This window comes from Pseudomonas sp. Irchel 3H9 (assembly GCF_900187495.1).
GTDB classification, from domain to species: domain Bacteria; phylum Pseudomonadota; class Gammaproteobacteria; order Pseudomonadales; family Pseudomonadaceae; genus Aquipseudomonas; species Aquipseudomonas sivasensis.
This window is the reverse complement of the sequence record NZ_FYDK01000013.1, coordinates 21088-46317: the sequence shown is the minus strand read 5'-3', so window position 1 is coordinate 46317 and position 25230 is coordinate 21088. Positions and strand designations below refer to the sequence as shown.

General features: G+C 60.6%; 24 protein-coding genes. 14 read left to right on the top strand and 10 right to left on the bottom strand.

Annotated elements, in window-relative coordinates:
• Positions 1–125: 125 nt before the first annotated feature.
• Together CKW32_RS27630 and CKW32_RS27625 are read right to left on the bottom strand one after the other, a co-directional pair.
• Positions 126–1025, bottom strand: coding sequence for a PA4780 family RIO1-like protein kinase (locus CKW32_RS27630; RefSeq protein WP_032887119.1), 900 nt, complete (start codon positions 1023–1025; stop codon positions 126–128).
• A gap of 134 nt (positions 1026–1159) precedes the next feature.
• Entirely contained in the window at positions 1160–2437 is a 1278-nt protein-coding gene (locus CKW32_RS27625; protein ID WP_095186499.1) for an acetyl-CoA C-acetyltransferase, read from the bottom strand.
• A 105-nt stretch (positions 2438–2542) separates the two neighbouring features.
• On the opposite strand from CKW32_RS27625, the gene CKW32_RS27620 reads away from it, so the two are divergent.
• From CKW32_RS27620 to CKW32_RS27605, 4 genes are all read left to right on the top strand, one after another.
• The gene (locus tag CKW32_RS27620; RefSeq protein ID WP_095186498.1) at positions 2543–3886 is read left to right on the top strand and encodes a 3-oxoacyl-ACP reductase; all 1344 of its coding nucleotides are present in this window, start codon (positions 2543–2545) and stop codon (positions 3884–3886) included.
• Between the two features lie 2 nt (positions 3887–3888).
• Positions 3889–4737, top strand: a complete 849-nt coding sequence (locus CKW32_RS27615) for a MaoC family dehydratase (RefSeq protein ID WP_032887122.1) — start codon at positions 3889–3891, stop codon at positions 4735–4737.
• Positions 4738–5042: 305 nt separating this feature from the next.
• Positions 5043–6653 carry a collagen-like triple helix repeat-containing protein gene (locus CKW32_RS27610; protein WP_095186497.1) on the top strand — a complete coding sequence of 537 codons (1611 nt, stop codon included), beginning with the start codon at positions 5043–5045 and terminating at the stop codon, positions 6651–6653.
• A gap of 183 nt (positions 6654–6836) precedes the next feature.
• On the top strand, positions 6837–8519 hold the full coding sequence (locus CKW32_RS27605; RefSeq protein WP_095186496.1) for a ShlB/FhaC/HecB family hemolysin secretion/activation protein: 1683 nt from the start codon (positions 6837–6839) through the stop codon (positions 8517–8519).
• A gap of 125 nt (positions 8520–8644) precedes the next feature.
• On the opposite strand, the gene CKW32_RS27600 is transcribed toward CKW32_RS27605, so the two are convergent.
• From CKW32_RS27600 to CKW32_RS27590, 3 genes are read right to left on the bottom strand one after another with little or no spacing between them, the layout of a single operon-like run.
• Complete coding sequence (locus CKW32_RS27600) at positions 8645–9043, bottom strand: response regulator (RefSeq protein ID WP_032887125.1); 399 nt, start codon at positions 9041–9043, stop codon at positions 8645–8647.
• A gap of 53 nt (positions 9044–9096) precedes the next feature.
• On the bottom strand, positions 9097–9285 hold the full coding sequence (locus CKW32_RS27595; protein ID WP_032887127.1) for a hypothetical protein: 189 nt from the start codon (positions 9283–9285) through the stop codon (positions 9097–9099).
• 26 nt (positions 9286–9311) lie between these two features.
• Complete coding sequence (locus CKW32_RS27590) at positions 9312–9509, bottom strand: Flp family type IVb pilin (protein ID WP_095186495.1); 198 nt, start codon at positions 9507–9509, stop codon at positions 9312–9314.
• Between the two features lie 315 nt (positions 9510–9824).
• Between CKW32_RS27590 and cpaB the strand changes: the two genes are divergently transcribed.
• Genes cpaB through CKW32_RS27550 form a run of 8 tightly spaced genes read left to right on the top strand, consistent with a single transcriptional unit; the run spans position 9825 to position 17264 of the window.
• Complete coding sequence (cpaB, locus tag CKW32_RS27585; RefSeq protein WP_095186494.1) at positions 9825–10772, top strand: Flp pilus assembly protein CpaB; 948 nt, start codon at positions 9825–9827, stop codon at positions 10770–10772.
• 17 nt (positions 10773–10789) lie between these two features.
• The gene (locus CKW32_RS27580) at positions 10790–12007 is read left to right on the top strand and encodes a type II and III secretion system protein family protein (RefSeq protein WP_095186493.1); all 1218 of its coding nucleotides are present in this window, start codon (positions 10790–10792) and stop codon (positions 12005–12007) included.
• Complete coding sequence (locus CKW32_RS27575) at positions 12004–13194, top strand: pilus assembly protein (protein ID WP_032887131.1); 1191 nt, start codon at positions 12004–12006, stop codon at positions 13192–13194. The genes CKW32_RS27580 and CKW32_RS27575 overlap by 4 nt, the downstream gene beginning before the upstream one ends.
• The gene (locus CKW32_RS27570; protein ID WP_032887132.1) at positions 13191–14462 is read left to right on the top strand and encodes a CpaF family protein; all 1272 of its coding nucleotides are present in this window, start codon (positions 13191–13193) and stop codon (positions 14460–14462) included. The genes CKW32_RS27575 and CKW32_RS27570 overlap by 4 nt, the downstream gene beginning before the upstream one ends.
• 10 nt (positions 14463–14472) lie before the next feature.
• Positions 14473–15357: a type II secretion system F family protein gene (locus CKW32_RS27565; protein WP_032887133.1), complete on the top strand. Its 885-nt coding sequence runs from the start codon at positions 14473–14475 to the stop codon at positions 15355–15357.
• Between the two features lies 1 nt (position 15358).
• Positions 15359–16243, top strand: coding sequence for a type II secretion system F family protein (locus CKW32_RS27560; protein ID WP_095186492.1), 885 nt, complete (start codon positions 15359–15361; stop codon positions 16241–16243).
• Between the two features lie 11 nt (positions 16244–16254).
• Positions 16255–16995: a lipopolysaccharide assembly protein LapB gene (locus CKW32_RS27555; protein ID WP_032887135.1), complete on the top strand. Its 741-nt coding sequence runs from the start codon at positions 16255–16257 to the stop codon at positions 16993–16995.
• Positions 16992–17264, top strand: coding sequence for a DUF3613 domain-containing protein (locus CKW32_RS27550; protein WP_032887136.1), 273 nt, complete (start codon positions 16992–16994; stop codon positions 17262–17264). The genes CKW32_RS27555 and CKW32_RS27550 overlap by 4 nt, the downstream gene beginning before the upstream one ends.
• On the opposite strand, the gene CKW32_RS27545 is transcribed toward CKW32_RS27550, so the two are convergent.
• Positions 17261–18049, bottom strand: a complete 789-nt coding sequence (locus CKW32_RS27545; protein WP_032887159.1) for a response regulator transcription factor — start codon at positions 18047–18049, stop codon at positions 17261–17263. The two genes, CKW32_RS27550 and CKW32_RS27545, sit on opposite strands and share 4 nt — an antisense overlap.
• Positions 18050–18165: 116 nt before the next feature.
• Positions 18166–18651, bottom strand: a complete 486-nt coding sequence (locus CKW32_RS27540; RefSeq protein WP_177434329.1) for a prepilin peptidase — start codon at positions 18649–18651, stop codon at positions 18166–18168.
• A 72-nt stretch (positions 18652–18723) separates the two neighbouring features.
• Between CKW32_RS27540 and CKW32_RS27535 the strand changes: the two genes are divergently transcribed.
• Together CKW32_RS27535 and CKW32_RS27530 are read left to right on the top strand one after the other, a co-directional pair.
• The gene (locus CKW32_RS27535; protein WP_032887137.1) at positions 18724–19164 is read left to right on the top strand and encodes a TadE/TadG family type IV pilus assembly protein; all 441 of its coding nucleotides are present in this window, start codon (positions 18724–18726) and stop codon (positions 19162–19164) included.
• Entirely contained in the window at positions 19161–21902 is a 2742-nt protein-coding gene (locus CKW32_RS27530) for an ATP-binding protein (RefSeq protein ID WP_095186491.1), read from the top strand. The genes CKW32_RS27535 and CKW32_RS27530 overlap by 4 nt, the downstream gene beginning before the upstream one ends.
• On the opposite strand, the gene CKW32_RS27525 is transcribed toward CKW32_RS27530, so the two are convergent.
• The 3 genes from CKW32_RS27525 to CKW32_RS27515 form a co-directional block, all read right to left on the bottom strand.
• Positions 21899–23908: a pilus assembly protein TadG-related protein gene (locus CKW32_RS27525; RefSeq protein WP_095186490.1), complete on the bottom strand. Its 2010-nt coding sequence runs from the start codon at positions 23906–23908 to the stop codon at positions 21899–21901. The two genes, CKW32_RS27530 and CKW32_RS27525, sit on opposite strands and share 4 nt — an antisense overlap.
• 98 nt (positions 23909–24006) lie before the next feature.
• A complete protein-coding gene (locus CKW32_RS27520; protein WP_032887141.1) occupies positions 24007–24564 on the bottom strand; it encodes a DUF4136 domain-containing protein in 558 nt (185 codons plus the stop codon).
• Between the two features lie 44 nt (positions 24565–24608).
• A complete protein-coding gene (locus CKW32_RS27515) occupies positions 24609–25211 on the bottom strand; it encodes a DUF4136 domain-containing protein (RefSeq protein WP_032887142.1) in 603 nt (200 codons plus the stop codon).
• Positions 25212–25230: the final 19 nt, after the last annotated feature.

The following is a 25230-nucleotide window of genomic DNA, read 5'->3' as shown; positions in this document are numbered from 1 at the left end:
CTACAAAACCAATGTGGGAGGGGGCTTGCTCCCGATGGCGGTGTGTCAGTCTCAATATCTGTAACTGACACACCGCTATCGGGAGCAAGCCCCCTCCCACATTTTGATCTTCATTTACCCGAAGATCATTGCATCCAAGGCGGCGGTGGCGGTTCTTCGGACGCTTTGCTCGGCGGAGCATCATCTGCCGCCCGAATCGCTTGCTTGCGCTCTTCATCCAGCCGCGCCGCTTCGATCTCGCGAATCACACCGCCCACATCCGCCAACTCTTCCGGCTCGTCGAACTCGCCGGTCAAGACGCTGGCCGGGTGCAAGGTACCGGCTTCGTACAGCGCCCACATTTCCTTGGCGTACTTGGTCTTCTTCAACTCCGGGGCAAAACGCCCGAAGTAGGAGGCCATGTTGCCCACATCCCGTTCCAGCATATTGAACGCGTGGTTGTTGCCCGCCGCATCCACCGCCTGGGGCAGGTCAATAATCACCGGGCCCGTGGGGGTAAGCAGTACGTTGAACTCGGACAAGTCACCGTGCACCAGGCCGGTACACAGCATCAGCACGATCTGGGAAATCAGGAAGGCGTGGTATTCGCGCGCCTGGTCCGGCTCCAGTGTCACGTCATTCAGACGTGGCGCCGCATCGCCGTACTCGTCGGCCACCAGCTCCATCAACAGCACGCCTTCGAGGAAGTCGTAGGGCTTGGGCACGCGAACGCCCGCACCGGCCAGGCGGAACAATGCCGCCACTTCAGCGTTCTGCCAGGCATCTTCGGTTTCTTTCTTACCGAACTTGGAGCCCTTGGCCATGGCCCGGGCCTGACGGCTGTTTCGGACCTTACGGCCTTCCTGGTATTCGGATGCCTGACGAAAACTTCGTTTGTTCGCCTCCTTGTAAACCTTGGCGCAACGCAATTCGTTGCCGCAGCGCACCACATAAACAGCTGCTTCTTTACCACTCATGAGAGGGCGCAGCACTTCGTCGACCAGACCGTCTTCGATCAGGGGTTCAATGCGTTTAGGAGTCTTCATCAGCTTTTATTGTGGGTCCTTTATTACCAAATACGCGTATGGCACTCGTTATACGGCAATCGGCTCGCCGGTGGGAGGGGCTACCGATCTTTGACCACTCAAGAATGCATCCTATATGCCAGTTTCGGCTGCAATCAACGCTCAATGATCGCCGTCACCCCTTGACCGCCCGCCGCGCAGATCGAAATCAGCCCTCGGCCCTTGCCCGCCGCATCCAGCAACTTAGCCAGGTTGGCGACGATACGCCCGCCGGTGGCGGCAAATGGGTGCCCGGCGGCCAGGGAGCTGCCCTTCACATTCAACCGGCTGCGGTCGATGGCGCCCAACGGCGCGTCCAGCCCCAGGCGGGTCTTGCAGTAATCCGCATCTTCCCAGGCTTTTAGCGTGCACAACACCTGGGCCGCGAATGCTTCGTGGATCTCGTAGTAATCAAAGTCCTGCAGCGTCAGGCCATTCCTCGCCAACAGACGCGGCACCGCATACACCGGAGCCATCAACAGGCCTTCGGCGCCGTTGACGAAATCCACCGCCGCCGCTTCGCCATCGCGCAGATACGCCAGGATCGGCAGCCCCCGCTCCTTCGCCCAAGCCTCACTGCCCAGCAGCACAAGAGATGCACCATCGGTGAGCGGTGTGGAGTTGCCGGCGGTGAGCGTGCCCTTTTCGCTGCGATCGAAGGCGGGCTTGAGGGCGGCGAGTTTTTCCAGGGTCAGGTCGGGACGCAGGTTGTTGTCGCGGGTCAGGCCCAGAAACGGGGTGAGCAGATCGTTGTGCCAGCCTTCGGCATAGGCGGCCGCCATTTTCTGGTGGCTCTCCAGCGCAAGCTGGTCTTGCTCGGCCCGGGTGATCTGCCAGGTCTGCGCCATCAACTCACAGTGCTGGCCCATGGACAAACCGGTACGCGGCTCGCCATTGCGCGGCAGTTCTGGCTTAAGGTGATGGGGACGAAGTTGTAACAGGACTTTTAATTTATCCGCCATGGATTTGCTGCGGTTGGCTTGCAGCAGGATCTTGCGCAGCCCTTCATTCACCCCAATCGGCGCGTCTGACGTGGTGTCCACCCCGCCGGCGATGCCGCATTCGATCTGGCCCAAGGCAATCTTGTTGGCCACCAGCAATGCCGCCTCCAGCCCGGTGCCGCAGGCCTGCTGGATGTCATAGGCTGGGGTCTGCGGTGACAGGCGCGAGCCCAGCACGCATTCGCGGGTCAGGTTGAAGTCGCGCGAATGCTTGAGCACCGCGCCGGCGGCCACCTCGCCCATGCGCAGGCCGTGCAGGTTGTAGCGTTCGATCAAGCCTTCCAAGGCTGCGGTCAGCATCGCCTGGTTGCTCGCCGTGGCGTAGGGGCCATTGGAACGGGCGAAAGGAATGCGGTTACCGCCAATGATCGCTACACGGCGCAATTGAGTCATGGAAAGCTCCCTCTGTCTGTTATGGGCTTGATCACTGAGCCTAGTCGAACGACTGCTACCCTGGGATGGTCAACCCTTTGAACCCCAGCCTTCGGAGAGCGTTCCATGTCTGACCGTTATATCGACTTCGCCAACTCAAGCCTCGGCCATCGCCTGGTCGCCGCCCTTGGCCTGCCGTCACCGGTACGCCTGGAACGCTGGCAAGCCGGACGCCTACGCCCGGTAGACGGTGCACTGCTGCTGGGCGGTGGAGCCCTGACAAGCAAGGTGCAGGCATTTGCCAACAAACTCACCGACGCGATTTATACCTACGGCGCCGAGTCATCGACGTGGATTCCCGGGCACGGCCCCAAGGTCAAGGCCGTGGTGTTCGATGCCAGCGAGCTGCAACACACCGACCAGCTCAAGCAACTGCGCGAGTTCTTCCAGCCCCTGCTGAAAAACCTCGATAACAGCGCCCACCTGGTGATCCTCGGCCGCGCCCCGGAAAGTCTCAGCGACCCGTTTGCCGCCAGCGCCCAGCGGGCCTTGGAAGGGTTCAGCCGCTCCTTGGCCAAGGAACTGCGCAACGGCGGTGTGCTGCAATTGCTCTACGTCGGCGAGGGTGCCGAAGACCAACTGGAAGGCGCGCTGCGTTTCTTCCTCTCACCGAAAAGCGCCTACATTTCCGGCCAGGTGATTCGCCTGGAGGCTTGCGCCACGCCCGTTGAGGACTGGACCCGCCCACTGGCCGGGCGCAAGGCGCTGGTCACGGGTGCGGCGCGTGGCATCGGTGCGTCTATCGCTGAAACCCTGACCCGCGACGGCGCTGAGGTCATTCTCCTTGACGTCCCCCAGGCCAAGGCCGACCTCGAAGCCCTGGCGGCGCGCCTGGGTGCTCGCACGGTGGTGCTGGATATCTGCGCCGAAGACGCCGCCAGCCAGTTGATCGAACACCTGCCCGATGGCCTGGATATTCTGGTGCATAACGCCGGTATCACCCGTGACAAAACCCTTGCCAACATGACCCCGGAATATTGGGATGCGGTGCTCGCGGTCAATCTCAATGCACCGCAGGTATTGACCAAAGCGCTGCTCGACAGCGGCAGCCTGCACGACAACGCCCGCGTGGTGGTGCTGGCGTCCATCAGCGGCATCGCCGGTAACCGTGGGCAAACCAACTATGCCGCGAGTAAGGCGGGTTTGATCGGCCTGGTGCAGGCGTGGGCGCCGTTGCTCAAGGAGCGCGGGATCAGCATCAATGCTGTAGCGCCAGGCTTTATCGAAACCCAGATGACCGCACACATCCCGTTCGCCCTGCGTGAAGCCGGGCGCCGCATGAGCTCCCTGGGCCAAGGCGGTTTGCCGCAGGACGTCGCCGAAGCTGTGGCCTGGCTGGGCCAGCCCGGTTCCGGCGCGATCAGCGGGCAAGCATTGCGGGTGTGCGGGCAAAGTCTATTGGGAGCGTGAGCATGGAATGGCAGACCTTAGGCAATACCCCGTTTCTGCCGCCGTTGTATTGGCGAGCGGCGCTCAAGCGCAAGATTACCGGCAGCACACTGCCTGAACAGGGGCTGCGCTGCCGGGTCAGCGTCAACCCCAAGGACGTCGCGGCGTATCGCAAGGTCTGCGGTTTTGCCGACAGCCCGATCCTACCGGCGACCTACCCACACATCCTGGCGTTTGGATTGCAAATGCAGTTGCTCACGGCCAAGGCATTTCCCTTCCCGTTGCTGGGGTTGATCCACCTGAGCAATTGCATTCGAATCCATCGCCCATTGGGCGGGGTAAACGAACTCTTCATAAGCGTGCACGCGCAAAACCTCCAACCTCACGCCAAGGGCGCAACCTTTGAGGTGGTAACCACCGTCGAAGATTCTCTCGGAGTGCTGTGGGAAGCCGAGAGCCGAATGCTCTGCCGAGGCGTAAAACTCGAAGGCGAAGCTGCCGATGACACCCAGCCCACACCTGTACACATCAGCGAACTGACCCACTGGAAGGCCCCTTCGGATATCGGCCGTCGCTATGCGAGGGTCTCCGGCGACTACAACCCGATTCACCTGAGTGCCCCGACCGCCAAGTTGTTTGGCTTCCCCCAGGCCATCGCCCACGGACTGTGGAACAAGGCCCGCACACTGGCCGCACTCGGTGAGCACCTGCCCGCTGCCAATGTAGAAATCGAAGTGGTATTCAAAAAACCGGTGCGCCTGCCCAGCGAAGTGACGTTGCACAGCAGCACCGCCGGTTCCAGTGGCGAATTACTGTTGAAGGGCGCGGGGGATATTGAACATATGGTGGGGAAGTGGCGGCCAATCGCATAACAAAACCTGCTTAATTGTATATATACGCCATAAGTAATAGCGGACTTGAAAAAGTCCGCTATTTGTTTATCTAAGCGACTGATTCAATAGACATATACATCTTGATACGCCCTCCCCTTATACCCTTACGACTAGTCATTAAGCACACACTTCACGCCCTCTATATAAATCGTTAATACCAAGTTGAGCCTTGAGGGAACACGCACCCGGGTCTGTTATAGACCTACGGACAAACGCATCGCTATCCCAAGAAATAACGAGCGTTTGAAGACAACTAAGGTTGTACGGGTGCAAGGAATTCAATCATGAAAACTCAAGTAGTGTTTTGGAAAGCAAGTACCGCGTTGGCCCTGGCAATAGCAATGACACTCGGTGGCTGCAGCAGCGGTGGTGGCGGGCATCACAGTAGCGGCTCCTCCTCTTCGGATACTGCCGGAACCGGTGGAGGTACTGGCGGAGGTACCGGTGGCGGCACTGGTGGAGGTACCGGTGGCGGTACTGGTGGTGGCACCGGTGGAGGTACTGGTGGCGGCACCGGTGGAGGCACTGGTGGAGGTACTGGTGGCGGCACTGGTGGCGGCACCACCACGCCACTGGTCACCGCGACCGTCGTCGACACGCTGGGCAACACCGTGACCGGCGTGGGCGGCACCGTCAGCAGTCTCGGCACCACCCTCGGCAGCTTGCCGATTGTTGGCGCGACCACCCAAGGTCTGGTGGTGGCCACCGGCACTGCGGTCGGCAGCATCGGCAACGGCCTGTCGGATGGGCTCGGCTCGTTGGGCACTGACAGCAATGCACTGGGCAACACCCTCGACGGCGTAGGCCAAGGTGTTTCCGATCTGGGCGATGGCGTCAGCACCACCGGCGCTAACGTGCGCACGCTGCTGGGTAAAGTGCCCGTGGTCAGCGCAACTGCGCCAGTGGTGGGCGGCGCGGTCGACAAAGTCGGCAACGTGGTGACCATGCTCGGCGATACCCTGAGCACCGCCAGCACCACCGGCCCGCTGGGCAATGTGACCAATGCCGTGGGCGCCCGAGTGCTGGTGCCGGTCGTCTCGCTGGTGGAAAAAACCACCGGCAAAGTTGGCAACGCAACGGGCCTGGACAGCCCGGTCGGCGGCCTGCTGGATAAAGTCGGCAGCACCGTCGATGGCCTCGGCGATAAAGTCGCCGGCGCTGGCGGCACCGGTAACCCTGTGACCGGCGCCGTGGGTAACCTGCTCAATGGCGTCGGCACCGTGGTCGGCACCGCAAGCGGCTATGTCGACCCAGCCACCGGCACCGGCAACGGCGGCGGTAGCGGCAGTGGCAGTGGCAGTGGCAGTGGCATCAAACTCGGTCTGCCGGAACTGATCGGTGGTGTCATCGCCGGCGCCGGCAACGGCCTCAACGCCGGCAATACCAATGGCGTGGTGAGCGCTGCTGGCGTCACCGGCGCCAGCGCCGGCGGCACGGTGGCATCTCTGGGCACCTTGCTGGGCGGCAGCGGCACTCCAAACACCGCCGCGGGCGCTCCGATCATGGCGGTGACCACCAACCTCGGCAGCGCACTTAACCCTGCCACCAGTGGCATCGCCAGCCTGACCCAAAACGTCGGCAACGCCACCGGCCTGGGCGCCCCAGTCAATGGACTGGTGACTAACGTCGGCGGCGCCGTCAACAGCCTGGGCGGCAAAATCAGCGGCGCCAATGCCAACCCGGTCACCAACGCCCTGGGCGGCACCGTGAGCGCTGTCGGCGGCACCGTGGCGTCGGTGGGTGGCCTGGTCACCGGCGGTACCAGCGGCGGCGGGTTGCTCGGCGGCGGCTTGAACCTGGGCGGCAGCGCATCTGCTGGCGCCAGTGCCAGTGCCGGGGCCAGCACCAGCGGTGGCCTGGGGGGGGTGCTCGGTGGCCTCACCGGCAAAAAATAGAATTGCACCTGGCCGATTAGACGGCCTCACCTACAGCGCCTACGCTTGGTTGAGACGAGAGATCTAATAAATCTCTCGTCTTTTTTTAGGGCCACTGAACGGCCCCTGAAAAACACCCGAACCGCGCCTTCAGAGCCCGGCGGGCACCTGCGAAACGCTGCTGCTTTGACCATGGAGTGTCCTATGCGCGCTTTGACACCGTTGTTATTGCTCACCCTCAGTGCTTACGCCCACGCCGATACCCTGCCCAGCTTCCTCAATAGCAACGACACCATCCGCAACCTGCCGGTGCCCAATCTGCCCGCCGATGCCTACCGCCCGAACACCCCGCAAACGCAGCTGCCCACCCCCGCGGCGAGTGAGGCGCAACCGTTGCTGATGGACACCAAGGTGACCATTCGCAAACTGCAGATCGACGGCGGCACGGTCTACCCGCTCAACGACGTTGCCCTGGCGTTCGAGCCCTTGATCGGCCACGAAACCAACCTGGCCCAATTGATCGAGGCGACACGCAGCATCACCCGGCGCTACCAGGCAGACGGCTACCTGCTGTCCTATGCGTTCCTGCCGGAGCAACGCTTCGATGACGGCCTGGTGCACGTCATTCTGGTGGAGGGTTATATCCGCGATTACCAAGTACAAGGCGATATTGGCTCAGTGTCGTCCTACGTCGAAAAGCTCGCCGACAAACTCAAGGCCGAGCGCCCACTGACCCGTAAAACCTTCGAGCGCTACACCACACTCATGGGCGCGATCCCCGGCGTCACCTTGCAAGCGCAAGTGCCGCCACCTGGCACCACCGACGGCGGCACCCACATGCAGATCACTGCCAGCCGCAAGCCTTTCACCACCAGCATGAGCCTCAACCAAGCCAGTCGTGGCGGCACGCAAGCCTTGTTAACCGCCACCAGCAATTCCCAGACCGCCATGGGTGAACAACTGAGCGTGAGCGGCCTGTTCCCACCGGGCGACGACAAAGAACACTACTACCGCGCCGCCTACAGCCAATTCGTCAATGCCGAGGGCACCCAACTGGTGCTATCCGGTGAACGCTATCGCGCCGACCCCGGCACCAACCTGCAACTGGGCGGCGGCTTCGAACTCAAGCCCCATCAGGCAATCGACCGATTCTCCATTGGCCTGAGCCACCCGCTGATCGCCTCGCCCACCGAGTCGTTGACCCTGGGCACGCGGTTCTATGGGGTCGACCAGAAAACCCGCTATCAACTGGTGGGATTCCCCCAGCGCTTTGACATCGAAACCAACCTGCGCGCCGTGGCGTTCGAAGGCGACTGGCGCAAGGCCGACGCCGACCAACTGCGCATCCTCAGCGCGGGGCTGTACCAAGGCATCGACGGCATGGGCGCCAAGACACGCAGCGACCTCGAAGGCCTCAAACCTGACTTGGACTTCTTCCGCCTGCGCCTGTCGGGCGTGCAAAGCAACAAGCTGTTCGGCAACGTTCAGGGCGTGCTGTCAGGAGCGCTTTATTGGAGTGACGACACCTTGCCCGACAGCGAGCGCGCCACCTTCGGCGGGCAGAACTTCGGTCGTGGCTACCCCGATGATCAAGGCTCGGGCGACAAGGGCTGGGGCATGGCCTATGAGGTCAACTACAGCTACAACCGTGCCGGCGAGTGGGTGAGAATCCTGCAACCCTACATCGTGTTCGACCGTGCCAAGACCTGGTTCAACGACCAGCCCATCAAAGGCAACAACCTGTCTTCAGCCGCCGTGGGCCTGCGCTTTGGCGACGCGAAGTATTACAACATCGCGCTCGAAGCGGCCAAGCCGATGTCGGACGAGGCCCTCGACAGCCTCAACCGCCAGCCGCGGTATACGTTGAGTTTCAGCTATCAACTCTGACAAGGCCTACAGCGCTCAGTTTAGGCTGAGCGGAGTTCTGCGGCAGACGAGTTTGCTGTGGTAAGAGGGCTTGTTGTGGCGAGCGAGCTTGCTCGTGTTCGACTGCGCAGCAGTCCCCAAAAGCCCTACCGTTTGCTGAGAGGAAACAAGCTGTCCAACGTATCAATCAACCGCACCAGGTAAATCGGCTTGCGAAACAGATCCAGGACCTGCAGGCGCAGCATGTCGCTGACGTCATCCATTTCGGCATGACCGGACATCACAATCACCGGCAGGTGCGAGCGTGAGGTGTGTTCGCGCAGGCGCTTGATCAAGGAGATACCGCTTTCCTCGGGCATGCGCAGGTCGGTGATGACCAAGGCGATATCGGGGTGAAGTGTCAACTCTTGCAGGGCGAAGGTGACGGATGTTGCCGTAAAGCACACGAACCCCTCGTTTCCGAGGGATTCGGCGAGCTCGATCAGCGCGTCCTCTTCGTCGTCCACTAACAGGATTTGTTGCCGGGGGGACGACATGGGGCTCATGTAAGGATCCTGATACTAAACGTGCACTCAGGGTAGTCGTATCGCGCCATTGATCAAGTGGACAAGATACTGGCTTCGACCAACTTGAACAGCGCAGTGACTCTGTCGCTGATGGGCGTCATGAAGATACCGATCACAGCTGCACACATGGCAGCCACAATGGCGTACTCAATACCGGAAGCGCCATCCCTGGCGCAGACCATCAGTTGAAGCTTTAAGAACACCTTGCCAATTGCTGACATGTGACTCTCCAACAAGGGTTAAAAGCTCAAGTGCCAGCGCCGATACCGGTCTGGATCGATGTAAAAATGGATTTCACTTTAGTGCTGATGGGCGTCATGAACAGCCCGATCACCGCTGCACACATCGCCGCGACAATTGCATATTCGATACCGGAGGCCCCCTCTCTTCCGTAAGACAAAATCTGGATTTTGATAAACACCTTGCGAATGACGTCAAGGAACATTTGACTTCTCCTTTGCGCTCCGGGCGCTGATGTAGCTGGGCTACAGCATGATCTCGCTGTGCCATTAGAGCATTGTCGGCAAATCCACTCCCAACAACTGTAATAAGCGACTAATCACAAAGTAGTAGCCAAATCGATGACGCCTGAAGAACCTTATTTCCCACTAATGAAGAGAAATTTTCCAAGGAGTAATGGCATTTCGTCCTAGCTGAACTACCTTCAAATAGCGAAATAGTTAGACCTTGATAGTGAACTGATTGCGCAGTGCTGGATGGACCAGACAGCAGGTTCTGCAGTGGGAAAGGGAGAGCCTTTATGAGCAGTCGCATCAGTATGATTCTGGCCGGGTTGCTCTTGTTGGGAGCGCTGATTGCCGGTTATTGGGGCCTCGTGTTGAGCCGTCCGGAACCGGCGGCCGCCGTGGTTGCTCAGCCCGTTGCCACCCCCTCTTCAACGGCCCCCGTCGAAGACCCGACACGTCAACCCGTGGTGGTACTGGCCCACGACGTGCCGCCCTTCGTCGCCCTCACCGCCGCCGACCTGACCCTGGAAAAACTGCGCACTGCACCGGCTGGCAGCCTCACCACGCTGGAGCAAGCCATCGGACGCACGCCTTGGCGCAGCCTGGAAGCCGGAACCTGGCTGACCGAACAAAGCTTCGAGGCTGGCGGAAGCCTCGCCCGGATGATCCGCTCTGACGAACGCGCGCTGGCCGTTGCCGTGGATGAAGTAACCGGCGCCGCTGGGCAATTGAACCCGGGTGATTATGTTGACGTGATGCTGTACCTGCGCCAGGAAAACGGTAACCCGCAACCCTCGGCGCAAACCGTAGTCCCCGCACTTCGCCTGCTTGGAGTGGGTGACCAACTCGGGCTGACCAATGACGGTAAACCCGGCTCCCCTGTAGCAACAACGGCCGAAGACAAAGCCAAGCAACAACAGAGCCGTGCCAGTGCGCGCACCGTGTTGCTGGCCGTTCCAGAACAACTGATGAGTCGGTTGGTGCTTGCCACGCAAGCCGGTGCAATGCGCCTGGCCCTGCGCAGCGCTGACGAACAACGCTTGAGCCAGTACTGGTCGGGCACCAATGAATCAGCGGCAAACCTCGACAACGCCAAGCGCGACCTCTACCAGTTCAATCAGTTGGCCTTTACTGCACCACCCACCAGCAACTTCAGCCCATCGGCCACCACCAGCGCTCCACGTCGCTCGGGTGTCGAGGTGATACGCGGCAACCAGGTTACTCAACAAACGCCCAGATAGCGCTAAGGATGCCTTGAATGAGCAGTCGTTCCCTGAGGTTTTTTTCACGAGCGTTCTGGGCCCTCGTCACCCTGACGCTGCCCATCGCGCTCGCACAGGCAGCACCGGGCAACTGCGCCAGCCTGGGCAAGCTTCCTGCGACGCTCGAAGTCGGTGAAGGCATGCAACAAGCCATGCAATCCCCGGTTGCCATTACCCGCCTGGCGGTCGGCGACCCCAAAATCGCCGACGTTCAAGTCAACGGCAACCAGGCGTTCCTGCTGACTGGCATCTCCCAAGGCGCCACCAGCCTTATGATCTGGACCGCGTGCTCTAACACCCCACGCCAGAGCATGGTGTTCGTCAAAGGCAAAGCCACTTCAGCGTTGACCAGCTTGTCGCTGTCCCCCTCGGACGACCCCTTGCTGCCGAGCCAGGTACAGACCGATATCCGCTTCGTCGAAGTCAGTCGCACCAAGCTCAAGGAGGCGAGCACCTCGATCCTGGGGATTGGCAAAAACTTCCTGATCGGCAGCCCCAACCTCGCGGTGCCCAGCGCTAACACCTTGGCTCTGCCGGTGAGCGCCTCCAACTTCAATATCGGCTTCGGCGGCGGGCGCGTGTCGGCGATGATCAATGCCTTGGAAAGCAGCGGTTTCGCCTACACCTTGGCGCGACCCAGCCTGGTCGCCCTGAGCGGGCAAAGCGCAACGTTCCTGGCCGGGGGCGAAGTGCCTGTTCCGGTGCCCAGCGCCGGCAGCGACACCATCTCCATCGAGTACAAGGAGTTTGGTATTCGGTTGACCCTGACCCCCACCGTGGTCGATCGAAACCGCATCACCCTCAAGGTCGCACCGGAGGTCAGCGAACTGGACTACAGCAACGCCGTGCAGATCCAGGGCATTCAGGTACCCGCACTCACTGTGCGTCGCACCGACACCAGCGTGTCCCTGGCCGATGGCGAAAGCTTCGTCATCAGTGGCCTGATCAGTACCAACAACCGTTCCACCATCAACAAATTTCCCGGCCTGGGCGACATCCCGATCCTGGGTGCGTTCTTCCGCGATTCCAACATCAGCCGCGAGGAAAAAGAGTTGCTGATGATCGTCACCCCCCACCTCGTACAACCCCTGGCGGCCGATGCGCAGTTGCCGTCCCTGCCCGGCGAAAAGCTGCGCAGCTACGACCCAAATTGGTACCGCCTGTTTTTCCTTGAAAATGGCAACTTCGACCGTCGCACGGGGCTGTCCCAATGAGCGAAAGCCTGAGCCAAACGTTTCTGGCAATAACGCGTAACAGCACCGATCTGGAGTGGCTTCAGGGCGCGCTTGCACCGTTGGGCCAAGTGGTCAGTGCCGGCGGCGGCAGTCTGGACGAACTGCTGGCACTGGTCGACGTGACCTTCGCCAACCTGGTCTTCATCGGCTTGGACCGTGAAAACGTCACCACGCAATGTGCGCTGATTGAAGGGGCACTGGAGGCCAAACCCATGTTGGCCATCGTCGCGCTGGGCGACGGCATGGACAATCAACTCGTACTCAATGCCATGCGGGCCGGCGCCCGCGACTTTGTCGCCTATGGCTCGCGCTCCAGTGAAGTGGCCGGCCTGGTTCGACGCCTGAGCAAGCGCCTGCCGACGGTCAGCCACACCACTCACCTGGGTGGCCTGACGGTGCTCTATGGCACCCAGTGCGGTACCGACGGCGCATTACTGGCCACCCACCTGGCGCAAGTGGTGCAAAAAAGCGGGCAGCAAACCCTGGTACTGGATTTGGGGCTGCCTCGGGGCGACAGCCTGGCGCTGTTGGGCCTGGAAAGCTCGTTTCACTTCGGTGATGCCCTGCGCCACTTACGACGCCTGGATGCCACCTTGATCAACAGCGCCTTTACCTCGGCCGAGGCTGGTCTGCGCATTCTGGCCTACACCGACGGCGACGAATCGCTGGAGCAAACCAGCGCTGCCGAGCTGTACATGCTGCTCAGCGCACTGCGCCAACACTTCCAGCACATTGTCGTCAATCTAACCGGCCAGCCGGACAGCGAAGCGCTGCGCACCTTCGTCAGCCATTGCGACAAGTTGCTGTGGTGCACCGATCAAAGCGTGCTCGACTGCCGACGCAACCTGGCGGTGCTCAATCGTTGGCGTGAAAAAGGCATGAAACTGGAGCACGGCCGTCTGCTGGTCGACCGCTATATCAAAGGCGCCGCACCGGAGGCCGAGGCGCTGGGCAAGACCTTCGGCCTGGAAGTGATTGCCGTGCTGCCCCTGAGCGCGGAAATCCGCCTGAATGCCAAAAATCAGGGCCAGACCTTATTTGCTTTATCACCCCGCGAGCCGCTCACCCAAGGCCTGCGCACCCTTGGCGAGCGCCTGGCCAAACGCTCCGAAGGCCTTGAGAAACCACCGGCCAACTGGCTTACCCGTCTCTGGAGTACGAAATGAGCAGCGATAAACTGTTCGGTTCGCCCTTACGCGGCACCGTCGACAACACCGATCACGACGGCCTCAAACTGGTCCTGCACCGCTACATCATTGATGCCATAGAGGAGTCGGGGAAAAACCTGTTGGAAGGCACGCGCCAATCTTTGGCGCAATTTGTGATGGATAAAGTCGCCGAGTACATCACCCGCATGCACCTGGCAATCTCCCGCTATGAAATGGAGCGCCTGGCAGAAGAAATCGTCGACGAACTCACCGGTTTCGGGCCGCTTGAGGTGCTGCTGCGCGATACATCCGTTACTGAAATCCTGGTCAACGGCCCCCACCGAGTGTTCGTCGAACGCGACGGCCTGCTGCACCAAAGCGACCTGCGTTTCATCGACGACCACCATGTGGAGCGGGTCATGCAACGCATCCTCGCACCCTTGGGGCGACGACTGGATGAGTCGTCACCCATGGTCGATGCGCGGTTGCCGGACGGGAGTCGGGTCAATGCGATCATTCCTCCGATTGCCCTGGACGGGCCCTGCCTGTCGATCCGAAAGTTTCGCAAGGACATGCTCAAAAGCAGCGACCTGATGGCCATGCAGACCATCGATCAACTGATTTTCGAGTTCTTCCAAGAGGCCGTGGGCAAGCGCTGCAACATCTTGATCAGCGGCGGTACCGGCACCGGTAAAACCACGCTGCTGAACATTCTGAGCCAACTGATCAACCCCCATGAGCGGCTCGTCACCATCGAAGATGTGGCCGAACTGCAACTGGGCCACCCCCACGTAGTACGCCTGGAAACCCGCCCGCCGAATGCCGAAGGGCACGGCGAAGTGAAGGCCAGCGACCTGATTCGCAACGCCCTGCGGATGCGCCCGGACCGCATCATTCTGGGGGAGATTCGTGGCGTGGAAGTGCTCGACGTACTCACGGCAATGAACACCGGCCACGACGGTTCCATGAGCACCGTGCACGCCAACAACGCACAGGATGCGCTGCTGCGCCTGGAGACGCTGGTGGGACTCACCGGCCGCGTGGTCGCGGAGAAAACCCTGCGCCAGATGATCTGCGCGGCACTGGATGTGGTGATCCAACTGACGCGTTTGCCCGACGGTCGCCGTTGCGTCAGTGAAGTGGTGGAAGTCGTGGGCGTGCGTGATGACGTGTACGTCACCAACACACTGTTCCGGCATGACAAACGCACCGGCTTCGGTTTCCTGCGCGAAGCCATCAACCCCGCCGGCGACAAACTGCGCCGCGAAATCCCGCTGCCGTTGTAGGAGCCGCCTGATGATCGGTCCGATCCTGCTCGCATTGATCTCTCTGGGCATGCTGTTGCTGGCGACGCACATGATGCGCAGTGGCTTGCGCCAGGCACAGGCCGAGCGTGTGATGGAGCGACTGGGCCAGGGCCAACCTAAGGCAGTGAATGACAAGGCCGTCGTGACCAGCCTTGAACGTATGTTCATCCGTGCCGGCCTGGGCAAGCCCACCGAACGCCTGGGGCTATGGCTCATGCTTTGGGGCTTTGGCGTGGCGCTCGGTTTCCTGGCTGCCGAATGGCTGGGCTTGCTGACGATGGTCGTACTGCCGCCCCTGATCCTGCGGTTCTACCTGGCCCTGCGCTATCAACGCCGTTTGCGCCGGATGATTGAGCAGTTGCCTCAGTTGCTGGATCACGCCGTACGCAGCCTCAAATCCGGCCGCACGCTGGCGGACGCCGTGCTGGGTGGCATTGAAGCCAGTGATGACCCGCTGAAGAAGTCCATGGGACGCATCAAGCGCAATGTCATCCTCGGGGTCAGCCTGCCGGATGCGGTGCACGACTTTGCCGAGTTTTACGAACAGGATGAGCTGCGCCTCTTTGCGCTGGGGTTGAAGGTCAATCATCGCTATGGCGGCAACGCCAGCGAGTTGCTGGAAAACCTGATCAAAATGATCCGCGAACGGGACCAGGGCGCTCGCCAACTCAGGGCGATGACGGGGGAGACTCGCGTGACCGCCGTGGTGCTGGCGTTGCTGCCGATCAGCGTGGCCGGTTACTTCCTGGTGACCAACCCAACGTATCTGGTGGGTATGTGGGCCGATGACAGCGGCAGGTGGATGTTGATTGGTGCCTTCGCCATGCAGGTCTTCGGTTGCATCGCCCTGTGGCGCATGCTGAGGAGCGTCTGACATGGCCATGTTGATCAGCGCAGTATTGTTTTTCGCGGCGACGTTACTGCTGGTCGGTAACGTCCTGGCTCACCGTCGTCAACAGCGCGTGGTCACCTCTCGGCTGCAGGGCGAGACCGAGCGTGAAGACAAGATAGGCCGATGGTTGCGCACGCTGGGCAACACCCGGATTGGCCAACGCACCATCAGCCTCGACAACGAAACCCAAACCCTGCTCAACCGTATTGGCTGGCGCAAGGCCGGGCAGCGCTCGATGTTCGCCGCCTGCCAAGTGGGCGCGCCACTGGTACTGCTGGGCCTGACGCTGCTGATACAAAGCGTGTTTTTCCCTGATGCGGACCCCGTTTGGCTAGCGCCCTTCCTCGGGCTGGCCACCGGTTACCTGCTGCCCAAGCGCGTGCTCGCGTCGCTGGCCAAACGGCGCCAGGAGCAGATCACCCGGGAAATCTCGACCTTCATTCCGCTGCTGCGCATCCTGTTTGAATCCGGCATGGCCGTTGAGCAAACCTTGCGCGTGATGTCCCAAGAAGCGCAAAAGCTGCTGCCGGTACTCACTTCGGAATTGCGCATTGTGCTGGCCAGGGTGGACTCGGGCCTGGAGCTTGGCGAAGAGTTGAACAAAACCAGCCTGATGCTGAGCGTCGATGAGTTCAGTGACACCTGCACGATTCTGCAACAGCTGCTGCATCAGGGCGGCGGCGCAATGAAGTCGCTGCAGGCACTCAAGCAACTGCTGGACGACCGGCGCCTGACGCGCATGCAGGAATACATTTCCAAGATGTCGGCCAAGATGTCCGTGGTCATGATGGTCTTTCTGTTTCCGGCGTTACTGATCGTACTGGCCGGTCCCGGCTTTATCGCCATCTCGAAGGCCATGGGGCCTTGAAAGGACAACTGATGAAAACACTGATTGCCGCGTGCAGTTTGTTGCTCATGAGCGGCTGCGCGAACCTGGGCCAGACGCCTTGGTCCGGGTTCGCCGCTAACGGCAGTTGCTCCAAGCCCAGCGCCGACCAGGAGCTTTCGCTGAACCTCGCCGACGACATGGCCAACGACGGCAAGCTGCACGCCAGCCTGGCCAATCTGCAAAATCTGCCGGACTCCTTGCCTCAAGTACGCTTGCGCAAAGCAAAGGTCTACCGGCTGTTAGGGCGCAACGACGCAGAGCCGTTGTACAAAACCCTGCTGGGTACATGCTTGTCGGCTGAAGGCGAACATGGACTCGGGCAACTCGCCGTCGCCAAGGGCGACAACGGTAAAGCCCTGGCCCATTTGCAACGGGCCGCCCAGCTCTCGCCTACCGATGAAAAAATCCGCAATGACTTAGGAGTGGTCTACCTCAACCAACTGCGTATGGACGATGCACGTTTCGAGTTCCTCACCGCCATGGAGCTCAACCAGAGCAATCAGTTGGCCGCCATTAACCTGGTGACCCTGCTGATCTACCAGGACAACTGGGGGCAGGCCGCGCAAGTGGTCAGTCGCATGGGGTTGAGCCCCGTTCAAGTCAGCCAGGCCCAGGCCCGGGCGCAGCAACTCAAGCGTTCGCCTGCGTCGCCCGCCAAGGATCAAATAGCGGCGGTCAGAGATGCCTTGCAGGCGCCTATCAAGTCAGTCAATCAGGGAGAATCCAGATGAAACTCGCATTGCTCGCCAACCTGCTGCTGGCAACGCTGCCCCTGACCGCCATGGCCATTGAGCCCGGCCCGTCTTCGCCTCAACAGAAACAGACCGAAGGCTGGCTACAGCTGCAGGTCAGCGGCCAACTGGCGTCGTCCAAGCCGCAGAAGGCGACCCCCGCTGAACGCGAGGGCGCCATGCTGCGCCTGATAGAGAGCTACAAGCACCCTATTCCTGAGTACTACGATCAGAAACAAGGCGGTACCTCGCCGAGCGGTAGCAACTAGTGGGCGGTCACCCGCTGGCGTATCGCCGAATTGCTCGGTGACAGCGCCAGCGCCAACTGCGTGCGGTTATGCATATGGGTGAGGCGCAACACCTGGGAAACATAGAGCTTCACCGTGTTTTCAGTGATGCCCAGCTCACAGGCAATCTGGTAGTTGGTCTGCCCCTTGCCCACCAGCCGTGCAACGTCCAATTGACGCGGTGACAGCTGTTTGAAAATAACCGGCATCTCAACATCAAGTGCTTCACCCTCCCCCTGCGCCTCAGTGGCGCTGATGGAGGATTGAGGGTTGCTACGCACCTTGTCGAGATCGTGATAAAGGTCATCGATGGACGCCGACAGGTATTGCAGCTTCTGGTTCAGGTGCCCCAGCTCAAGGCTTTTATGCCGTTCCTGCAGCACCGCCTCCTGACGTTGCAACCCTTCGAGCAACTCGGGGAGATTGATCGGTTTTTGATAATAGTCCGCGATTCCTGCGCGCAGGGCCTTGATGACATCTTGTTTGTCGGCGCGCCCCGTCAGCATGATGGATTCAAAGGCACGCTGTTTACCGGCCAAACGCTGCAACGCCTGCACCAACTCGATACCGTCCATTTCCGGCATATGCAGGTCGCACAGCACCAGGCCGATGTCAGCGTCTTCGCTGAAACGTTTTACAGCCTGGAGGCTGGAATGGCATGGGATGCAGCGATAGCCGCTGCTTTCGAGGTATTCGCACAGCTCTTCCACGATCAAAGGTTGATCATCGACAACGAGCACTTTCACTAGAGAGGTAAGCTTGTTCACGCGCGACTCCATGCCTGGGCAAGCCAAAGACCAACCGTTCCATTCCAACCGCTTATTTTCCGTACAACTCACCCTTAAACGTAGACGTACTTTCTTACTATGTACATAGCACTAGGCTACGTCACGACTAATGGGATCCAAGCCCAAGCGAGTACAAATCCGACGAATAAAAAGGGCGCAAATGGCTGTTTGTTTGACGCCTGCGGCTCAAGGTGACAAAGAGCGCTTCTAACTCCTTGATTCATCAGCGGCCACATCCTGGGCGCCACCAACAACCACGCAACGCTCGCCAGCCCTGCGCCGACAAACGTGCCGAGCAAGTACTGGCTGTTGGTTGCCAACGCCAACGCCGCCAATAACTTCACATCCGCCGCGCCCAGCCGACCTAAGGCATAACCGGGCAAGGTAAACAGCAGCGCCAGGGTAAACGCCCATCCGCCCTCGGCAGCGGATGCCCCTAGCCAGGTGGACCCGCTCCAGAGCAAATAAACCAACGCCAGCAGCAGCCCACCCCACGTCAGGCGGTTGGCGATCTGGCGTTGACGGATATCTTGCACGGCGCATAACGCCAGCCAAACAAACAGCAACAGGCTATGAATCACGTAAAAAAAATCCCTTTTCGCTGAATGATTCTATGCTGATATCAGGTAGTGGTTGTCAGGGTAGACGCAGTCATGAAAAAGGGCCTCCCTAGAAAACAGAAAGGTGCCGCCGCGCTTGAGTTCGCGATGGTATTCATGATTTTTTTTGCCGTGTTTTATGGTTTGGTCAGTTACAGCCTGCCGTTACTGCTGCTGCAATCGTTCAACCAGGCAACGGCAGAAGGTGTAAGACGCGGCGTGGCGCTTGACCCTACGACGCCTGGCTACACCGATGCGCTGAAAACCCGCGCGATCAGTGCCGCCCAGGCGCAATTGCAGTGGCTGCCGCCGGCCTTCAAATTCGTACCGGCCTATGTCACAGCAGACTATTCGGGCACCGGGATGCTGACCGTACGAATCAATTACCCCTCCGACAACCTCAAGAGCGTTCTGCCCTTCCTGGTCCTGCCGGGCTTCGGCACTGTGCCCAACTTGCCTACGACGCTCTCGGCCCAAGCGAGCCTGCAGTTTTGAACTCGGGGGAAAGGTTTTTCGATCGACTCCTGGGCCGCCCTCCGGGTATCTCTGCTTCGCCAGCACACGCCCCCGCGAACGCCGGCCTGCACATTTATCTGGATAATCAGGGTCGCGTGCTGCAAACCGACGGCGCGCTGCGCCATCGCTTGGCGAAAACAACCGACCCGCAACAACCGATGCCACTGCTGGACTATGTAGATGCCCACAGCGCCGTGGTGATCGAGGGCTGCCCCGGCGACTGGCAAGGACAAACCCTGGACCTGGATTTCAAGGCGCATGCGGGGCGCGTCCTGCAAACCCGAGGCTGGATTCAACCTCAAGGTGATGGCTGGGTATTACAACTGCTCGACATCGGCGACTTGATTGCCCACCGCAATCAAGCTGAAACCCGCGAACAGAATCAGTACCTGAGTGCCCAGATCAGTGAGCGACTGTGGGTTTGCAGCCTGGCGCGCCTGCCCGAGGAGCTCCAAGACAACCTGCAAAGCATTGCGCAATGCTTGCAGATTCCCTGTGTCGCCATTGCCCTGCTCGATAGCCAGGAGCAGGGTTGGTTGATCCACAGCCACTATCGCGCACACGATGCACCTGCCCTGTGGCACGACGGACAGCCCCTGGGAACCGCGCTGGACAGCCTCGACGGCAAGACCCCCTTGAACCTGAGCCTGAACCATGGCCACAGCGAGCACCCGCGCTTGCAGGGCATTTTCAACAATGCCGCAGGCTTCCTGGTGCCCTACCGTGACGACCATGGCGTTGCCGCCTGGCTGCTTTGCGGGTTTTATCGCGGCGAAGAAAAGGCCAGTGACCGTGACTGGCTCCAACTGACCGCCGCCATCGCCGCCCCATTACTCAGCCGCCTTCGCGAGCAGCGTCATCAGCAGCAACTTGACCGGCTGGAAGCGTTGCAGGGGTTACTGGGCACCGGTTGGTGGGAACTCGAACCAGACACTGAAGAGATCCAGCTGGCACCGCAGTTGTTACAGCACCTGAGCCCCAACCACAGCACCCCGCGCATGGCCCTGACAGAGTGGCTGATGCTGATCCACCCCGCTGACCGCCAGGAGCTCGCCAGTCGCCTGCAAGACTTGCAGACAGCGAGCAAACCGGTGTCCACCAGCGTACGTCTGCATCGTATGGACGCCGCACAAACCCCCCTTTGGTACCGCGTTCAAGGCCAAGCGTTAGGGGTGGGAAGCACACGGCGGCTGATCGGCTTCATGCTGGATATCAGCGATATAAAAAACCAGCAGCATCAGGCCGCCGCCGCTCACGCAAGGCTGGACAACCTGATCGCCAGCTCACCGGCAATCATCTACGTACAACGGTATGTCGAAGGCACCCTGCAGCCGCTGTTTTTCAGCGACAGCCTGCTGCCTCTACTCGGCCGCACCCTCGAAGAATGCACGCCGGCCAGTCTTATCGAATGGATTCATCCCGATGACCGTGACCTCTACTTCGAGCGCACTCGCCAACTGCTTCGCGAAGGCAACGTGCGCAGCCGCTACCGCGTTCGCGATAAACACGGCGTAGACCATTGGTTGCTCGACGAAGCCAAGCTGCTGCGCGATGAACTGGGTCTACCGGTAGAGGCCGTAGGGCTATGGCTGGACGTCACCGAAGCGACCCTGGCCGCCGAACAGATCAAAAAGAGCGAAGAGCGCTATCGCATCCTGGTGGAAGACTCCCCGGCCATGATCTGCCGCTACCGACCAGACCTAACCCTGACCTTCGGCAACACACCGCTGGCCAACTATCTGGAATGTTTGCCCACGCAGCTGCCGGGGATGAACCTGGGGCATTGGTTGTCGGTAGAGCAGCGCCAAGCCTTTGAGCAGCGCATCAACCAACTGACTCCGGAGTTCCCGGTCAGCACCGCCGAAATCAGCCTGGAACTGCCTGGCCGCGAGCATGCCTGGTGGGTCTGGTCGGACCGCGGGGTGTTTGATGAGCGCGGCGCGCTGGTGGAAGTGCAAGCCGTAGGCCGGGATAACACGGAAGTGCGCCGCTCCCAGCAACAGCTGACCCAAAGCGCCAAGATGGCCACCCTCGGCGAAATGGCCACGGGCCTGGCACATGAAATCAACCAACCGCTGAACGTGATGCGCATGGCCATCGTCAACGTGCTCAAGCGCCTGAGTAGCGGCAACGCAGACGTCGATTACCTCACCGAAAAACTTCAGCGCATCGACGCCCAAGTGCTGCGCGCGGCGCGGGTGGTGGACCATATGCGGGTGTTTGGGCGCCGCTCGGAAATCGAGCAGCAGCCCTTCGACCCGGCACAGGCGGTGGAGGGCACGCTGTCGATGCTCAGCGAAGGCTTGAAGGGCAAAGGCATGGACCTGCGCGTCACCCCGGTGGACTTCACCGTGCAGGTCAAAGGCTACGTCGACCAGTTGGAACAAGTACTGATCAACCTGATGGTCAACGCCCGTGATGCACTGCTGAGCAATCGCGAACATAACCCGGCACTGCGCCCTTGGATCGCACTGCATTGCGAGCACGACAGCCGCCACGTGCGGATCTGGGTCGAGGACAACGGCGGCGGTATTGACCCTCGCCTGCTGGAACGGATTTTCGAACCGTTCTTCACCACCAAGCCGATTGGCGTGGGCACGGGGCTGGGGTTGTCGGTGAGCTACGGAATTGTGGAAAACATGGGCGGCCGGCTGAGCGTCGTCAACGGCGCAGAAGGCGCCAGGTTTTGTGTGGAGTTACCGATCGTGGAGGCTTAAAGCACCAATGCCGCTTGCCCGTGGGGTCTGCAACTGAGGTTGGCGCCGACTTCAACTTTGTTGAGGTTGATGCCCAAGGTGGACAGCAAGCCGTTTACCAGCGGGTCGACAATTGGGCTAAGGACAGTGCCGATGACGTTACCCAGTGTGCTATTCAAATCGTTAAGCAGCGTCGCACTGGTTGCCAATAACCCGCCCAGCAGATTGAACCCCGTGGGCTTGTAAACCTGGAATTTCAGCCCTGTTTGCAAAGCCTGTCCGAGGGACGTCACCAGGCTAGCCGTCGATAGCGAATGATAGAGCGGTGGCTGCTTAATCTCTGGTGGCTGGTTGTAGGTGTAAGCGCCACCCGCCGAAGTCACTGAGCCCACGCTGGGGTCGATAAGCATCCCAATCCCCCCGCCATAAAACGCTTTGCGATTAGGGTAATCGCAGACGGTGGGGCCGAGCCCGAGCAGCGGCTTGAGGCACGTCACCGCGCCGATATCGATCACCGGCAGCGGTGGCACGGCCGCCAGCGGCGGGCTGGCTCCCAGTGAATCGATCAGGGTAGGGCTCTGGCCGATTTTGATGCTCACCACCGACGCATTGGTTTGGGTGGTCAGCGTTTTGGTCGCGTCACTCGCGCAGGTAAACCCTGTGACATAGCTTTCAGCAATGCCCAGCTCAAGAATCACATCCACACTGGGAACCGGCGGGTTAGTGGCGGAAGACAGCAGCCTCAAGTCTGTGGTCTGACAAGGAACGCCTCCCACGGCACACAGCAGCGAACTGACAGTCCCGGCCAGGTTCAGGCTGAGCAAATTGTTCAGCACGTCCGTAAGCGGAGCGACCAAGCCGTTCACAACCAAATTCACCGCAGGGATGTTGAGTACCGGCAGCGTCACTGTCAGCCCCAGGCTTACCTGCGCCGTGCGCACATAAATCCGCGTACTCGCATCGGTTCTATTCTTGGCATAGGTGGGGTCACCGATCGCGGACAGTATGGGCGGCTCAATGACCTTGAGCTTGAGATTCGCCGTCACACCGGGAATGGTCACAGGCACCGCAGCCACCACCCCGTTCTTCTTGTTGGCCAATTGCACAAAAGCCTCAGCCAGCTGGAACGCGTTCAACGTGGTGTTAAGCCCGGCGGACACAGCCCCTGTCTGCAATTGCAACAGGCTGCCCAGCGTCACGTCGAGATTGCCCACCAATGCATTGATCTTCGTAAGCCCTGAGGCGGCCACCGTCGCGGTACCCGACCCGGCTTGAAGCACGGTTACCGCCGCATCGATCAGTTGACCGAGCTTGAGGTTCTTGGCCAGCAACTCGTCGTAATTGCCCGCCTGGACGCCCACGTTCAGTGCCAACTGGTTCAGGTAACTCAACAGGTTGAGATTGGTGTCCACCAACCCCTGCCAACCGGCCACATCGAGCGACAAGTTACCGCCCAACAACTTGCCGAACAGCAGGTTCAGCGCGGCGGAATCGGTGGAGTTGACCGTCACCAACGTGGACTTGATCGTCAATTGCGCCTGGGGCGGCAAAATCTTCGGCGCGGCCACGGCCTTGGCCGTCAACAGGGTGGTCAGGCTGTAGGCGCCGCCATTGAACATCGACCAGATACCACCGGCGACACTGGTCAACACCGGGCGCGAGGCGATCACTTGAATCGCATCGCGCTTGGTGGCATCTGCGGAAAACACCCGTAGATTCGAAGCCGCCGTGGTCAACGAACCACAGCGCACGTCCAGTGCATTGGCGGGGGGAATGATGTAGCCGTTGCGCACCGCACTGGCGCCGGCGTAGGTGGTGGCGGTGTTGTTGTTCGCGGCCAGGCAATCGCCATTGCGCTGGACCGCTTCCAGCGCGGCCATGTCGGCAATGCCTTGCAACTTGCGCTTTTCGAGATAGAGCCGCCCGCTGTCGACCACCAGCAGTAAGAAGACCAACGCCAAACCGAGCGTCAAGGCCGCCATCAAGCCGATCGCACCACGCTGCCTGCAACGAAGTCCGGGAGACATCGAGCACTCCTTAGCGCTTACTCTCCGTAGGTGCTGTGGAGTGTAGACAAGGCTTGGAATGTGCGCTGGCCAAGCGCCACAAATCGCGGCGGCTGAAGTCAGTGCGGCGGATAGCTGGAGAGGATGTGCGTCACCGTCGTGCGGATCGCGTTGTTGCGGTCCTGTGGGTTGGGCGTGCTGCCCATCATTTGTTCATCACTGCCGCGCCATACCAGTTTGCCGTCCTTGCCATCGAGCAGGTCGATCTGGATGGTCGCCACTTTGTAGGTGATGTTGCGCGTTTCGTTGTACATCGGCCCACCCCAGTAGCCGTTCCACGGGCCGCCCCAGCCGCCGCCGTAATTGGTGGTGACTTGTTGCTGGCGGTCTTCGACGATCAGGTAGGCCTGAACGATCAGGTCAGCCTTGGTGCCCGCTGCGGCTGGGCGCAGGCCCCGTTGGTCGAGTTGCTCGCCTACCGCCTGGCGGATGCGCTGTTCGGTGAGGTCACTCTTGATCCGTGGATCATCTGGGCGATATTGCAGGGCCGGATCTTTCCAGGCCCAGTTGCGGTAGGCGCCGAAGTCTCGGCTGGCGTCAAAATCGTGGTTGACCTGGTTGGTCTGGCAACCGCCCAGCAGCACGACAAAAGCGAGCATAGCGATGCGACGAAACATGGTTTTCTCCAAAGAGCGAACTGCGCTTGAAATGAGAATAGCGGTTAACTGGGCGGGTAAGCGGTCATGGCCTTTTGCACGGCCTGGCGCAAAGCGTCAGCACGTTCGCTGAGGCTGCCCTGGCTGGCAGTTTCGGCACTGGTGCTCCACACGGGCTGACCACTGCGGGCATCAAACAGGTTGACCCGCACCACCGCAACCGTCACCTCGTAGGTGCGCACGATCGGCGCCGAGTTGTACATGCCATAGCCATTGCCGTAGCGGTTATAGCCGCCGTAACCGTAGCCATAATCGTCCTGGACTTGCTTGAGACGCTTCTCAAGGCGCACATCCGCGCTGACCAGCAGGTCGGGCGCCCGGTTGTCGTGCAAAGGGCGCAGGCCACGCTGGTCGAGGGCGCCGCTGACGGCTTCGGCAATCTGCGCCGAATCGGCCCATGCCGAGCCCGCCGGCAGTTGGCCGTTGCGCCAGGCCCAATTACGGTAGGCCCCGTAGTCGCGTACCGGCGCAGGGTACGCACTGGCATCGAACGTAGTGGCTGCCTGGGCCGGCGCCGGTGGCATGGGAGCAGAAGCCGCCACATAAGGGTTAGGGCTGGAGCACGCGCCCAGCCCAAGGGATAACAAAATCAAACAGAGACGACGCATTTCGACCTCCGCAGGCTGG

Excerpts from the sequence above, each read along its gene's own strand:
- CKW32_RS27615 (WP_032887122.1), top strand. The coding sequence starts at position 3,889 with ATGGAATGGCAGACCTTAGGCAATACCCCGTTTCTGCCGCCGTTGTAT.
- CKW32_RS27625 (WP_095186499.1), bottom strand. The coding sequence starts at position 2,437 with ATGACTCAATTGCGCCGTGTAGCGATCATTGGCGGTAACCGCATTCCT.
- CKW32_RS27550 (WP_032887136.1), top strand. The coding sequence starts at position 16,992 with ATGAAACTCGCATTGCTCGCCAACCTGCTGCTGGCAACGCTGCCCCTG.
- cpaB (WP_095186494.1), top strand. The coding sequence starts at position 9,825 with ATGAGCAGTCGCATCAGTATGATTCTGGCCGGGTTGCTCTTGTTGGGA.
- CKW32_RS27610 (WP_095186497.1), top strand. The coding sequence starts at position 5,043 with ATGAAAACTCAAGTAGTGTTTTGGAAAGCAAGTACCGCGTTGGCCCTG.
- CKW32_RS27525 (WP_095186490.1), bottom strand. The coding sequence starts at position 23,908 with ATGTCTCCCGGACTTCGTTGCAGGCAGCGTGGTGCGATCGGCTTGATG.
- CKW32_RS27605 (WP_095186496.1), top strand. The coding sequence starts at position 6,837 with ATGCGCGCTTTGACACCGTTGTTATTGCTCACCCTCAGTGCTTACGCC.
- CKW32_RS27575 (WP_032887131.1), top strand. The coding sequence starts at position 12,004 with ATGAGCGAAAGCCTGAGCCAAACGTTTCTGGCAATAACGCGTAACAGC.
- CKW32_RS27590 (WP_095186495.1), bottom strand. The coding sequence starts at position 9,509 with ATGTTCCTTGACGTCATTCGCAAGGTGTTTATCAAAATCCAGATTTTG.
- CKW32_RS27565 (WP_032887133.1), top strand. The coding sequence starts at position 14,473 with ATGATCGGTCCGATCCTGCTCGCATTGATCTCTCTGGGCATGCTGTTG.
- CKW32_RS27630 (WP_032887119.1), bottom strand. The coding sequence starts at position 1,025 with ATGAAGACTCCTAAACGCATTGAACCCCTGATCGAAGACGGTCTGGTC.
- CKW32_RS27555 (WP_032887135.1), top strand. The coding sequence starts at position 16,255 with ATGAAAACACTGATTGCCGCGTGCAGTTTGTTGCTCATGAGCGGCTGC.
- CKW32_RS27570 (WP_032887132.1), top strand. The coding sequence starts at position 13,191 with ATGAGCAGCGATAAACTGTTCGGTTCGCCCTTACGCGGCACCGTCGAC.
- CKW32_RS27560 (WP_095186492.1), top strand. The coding sequence starts at position 15,359 with ATGGCCATGTTGATCAGCGCAGTATTGTTTTTCGCGGCGACGTTACTG.
- CKW32_RS27620 (WP_095186498.1), top strand. The coding sequence starts at position 2,543 with ATGTCTGACCGTTATATCGACTTCGCCAACTCAAGCCTCGGCCATCGC.
- CKW32_RS27580 (WP_095186493.1), top strand. The coding sequence starts at position 10,790 with ATGAGCAGTCGTTCCCTGAGGTTTTTTTCACGAGCGTTCTGGGCCCTC.
- CKW32_RS27600 (WP_032887125.1), bottom strand. The coding sequence starts at position 9,043 with ATGAGCCCCATGTCGTCCCCCCGGCAACAAATCCTGTTAGTGGACGAC.
- CKW32_RS27520 (WP_032887141.1), bottom strand. The coding sequence starts at position 24,564 with ATGTTTCGTCGCATCGCTATGCTCGCTTTTGTCGTGCTGCTGGGCGGT.
- CKW32_RS27515 (WP_032887142.1), bottom strand. The coding sequence starts at position 25,211 with ATGCGTCGTCTCTGTTTGATTTTGTTATCCCTTGGGCTGGGCGCGTGC.
- CKW32_RS27595 (WP_032887127.1), bottom strand. The coding sequence starts at position 9,285 with ATGTCAGCAATTGGCAAGGTGTTCTTAAAGCTTCAACTGATGGTCTGC.
- CKW32_RS27535 (WP_032887137.1), top strand. The coding sequence starts at position 18,724 with ATGAAAAAGGGCCTCCCTAGAAAACAGAAAGGTGCCGCCGCGCTTGAG.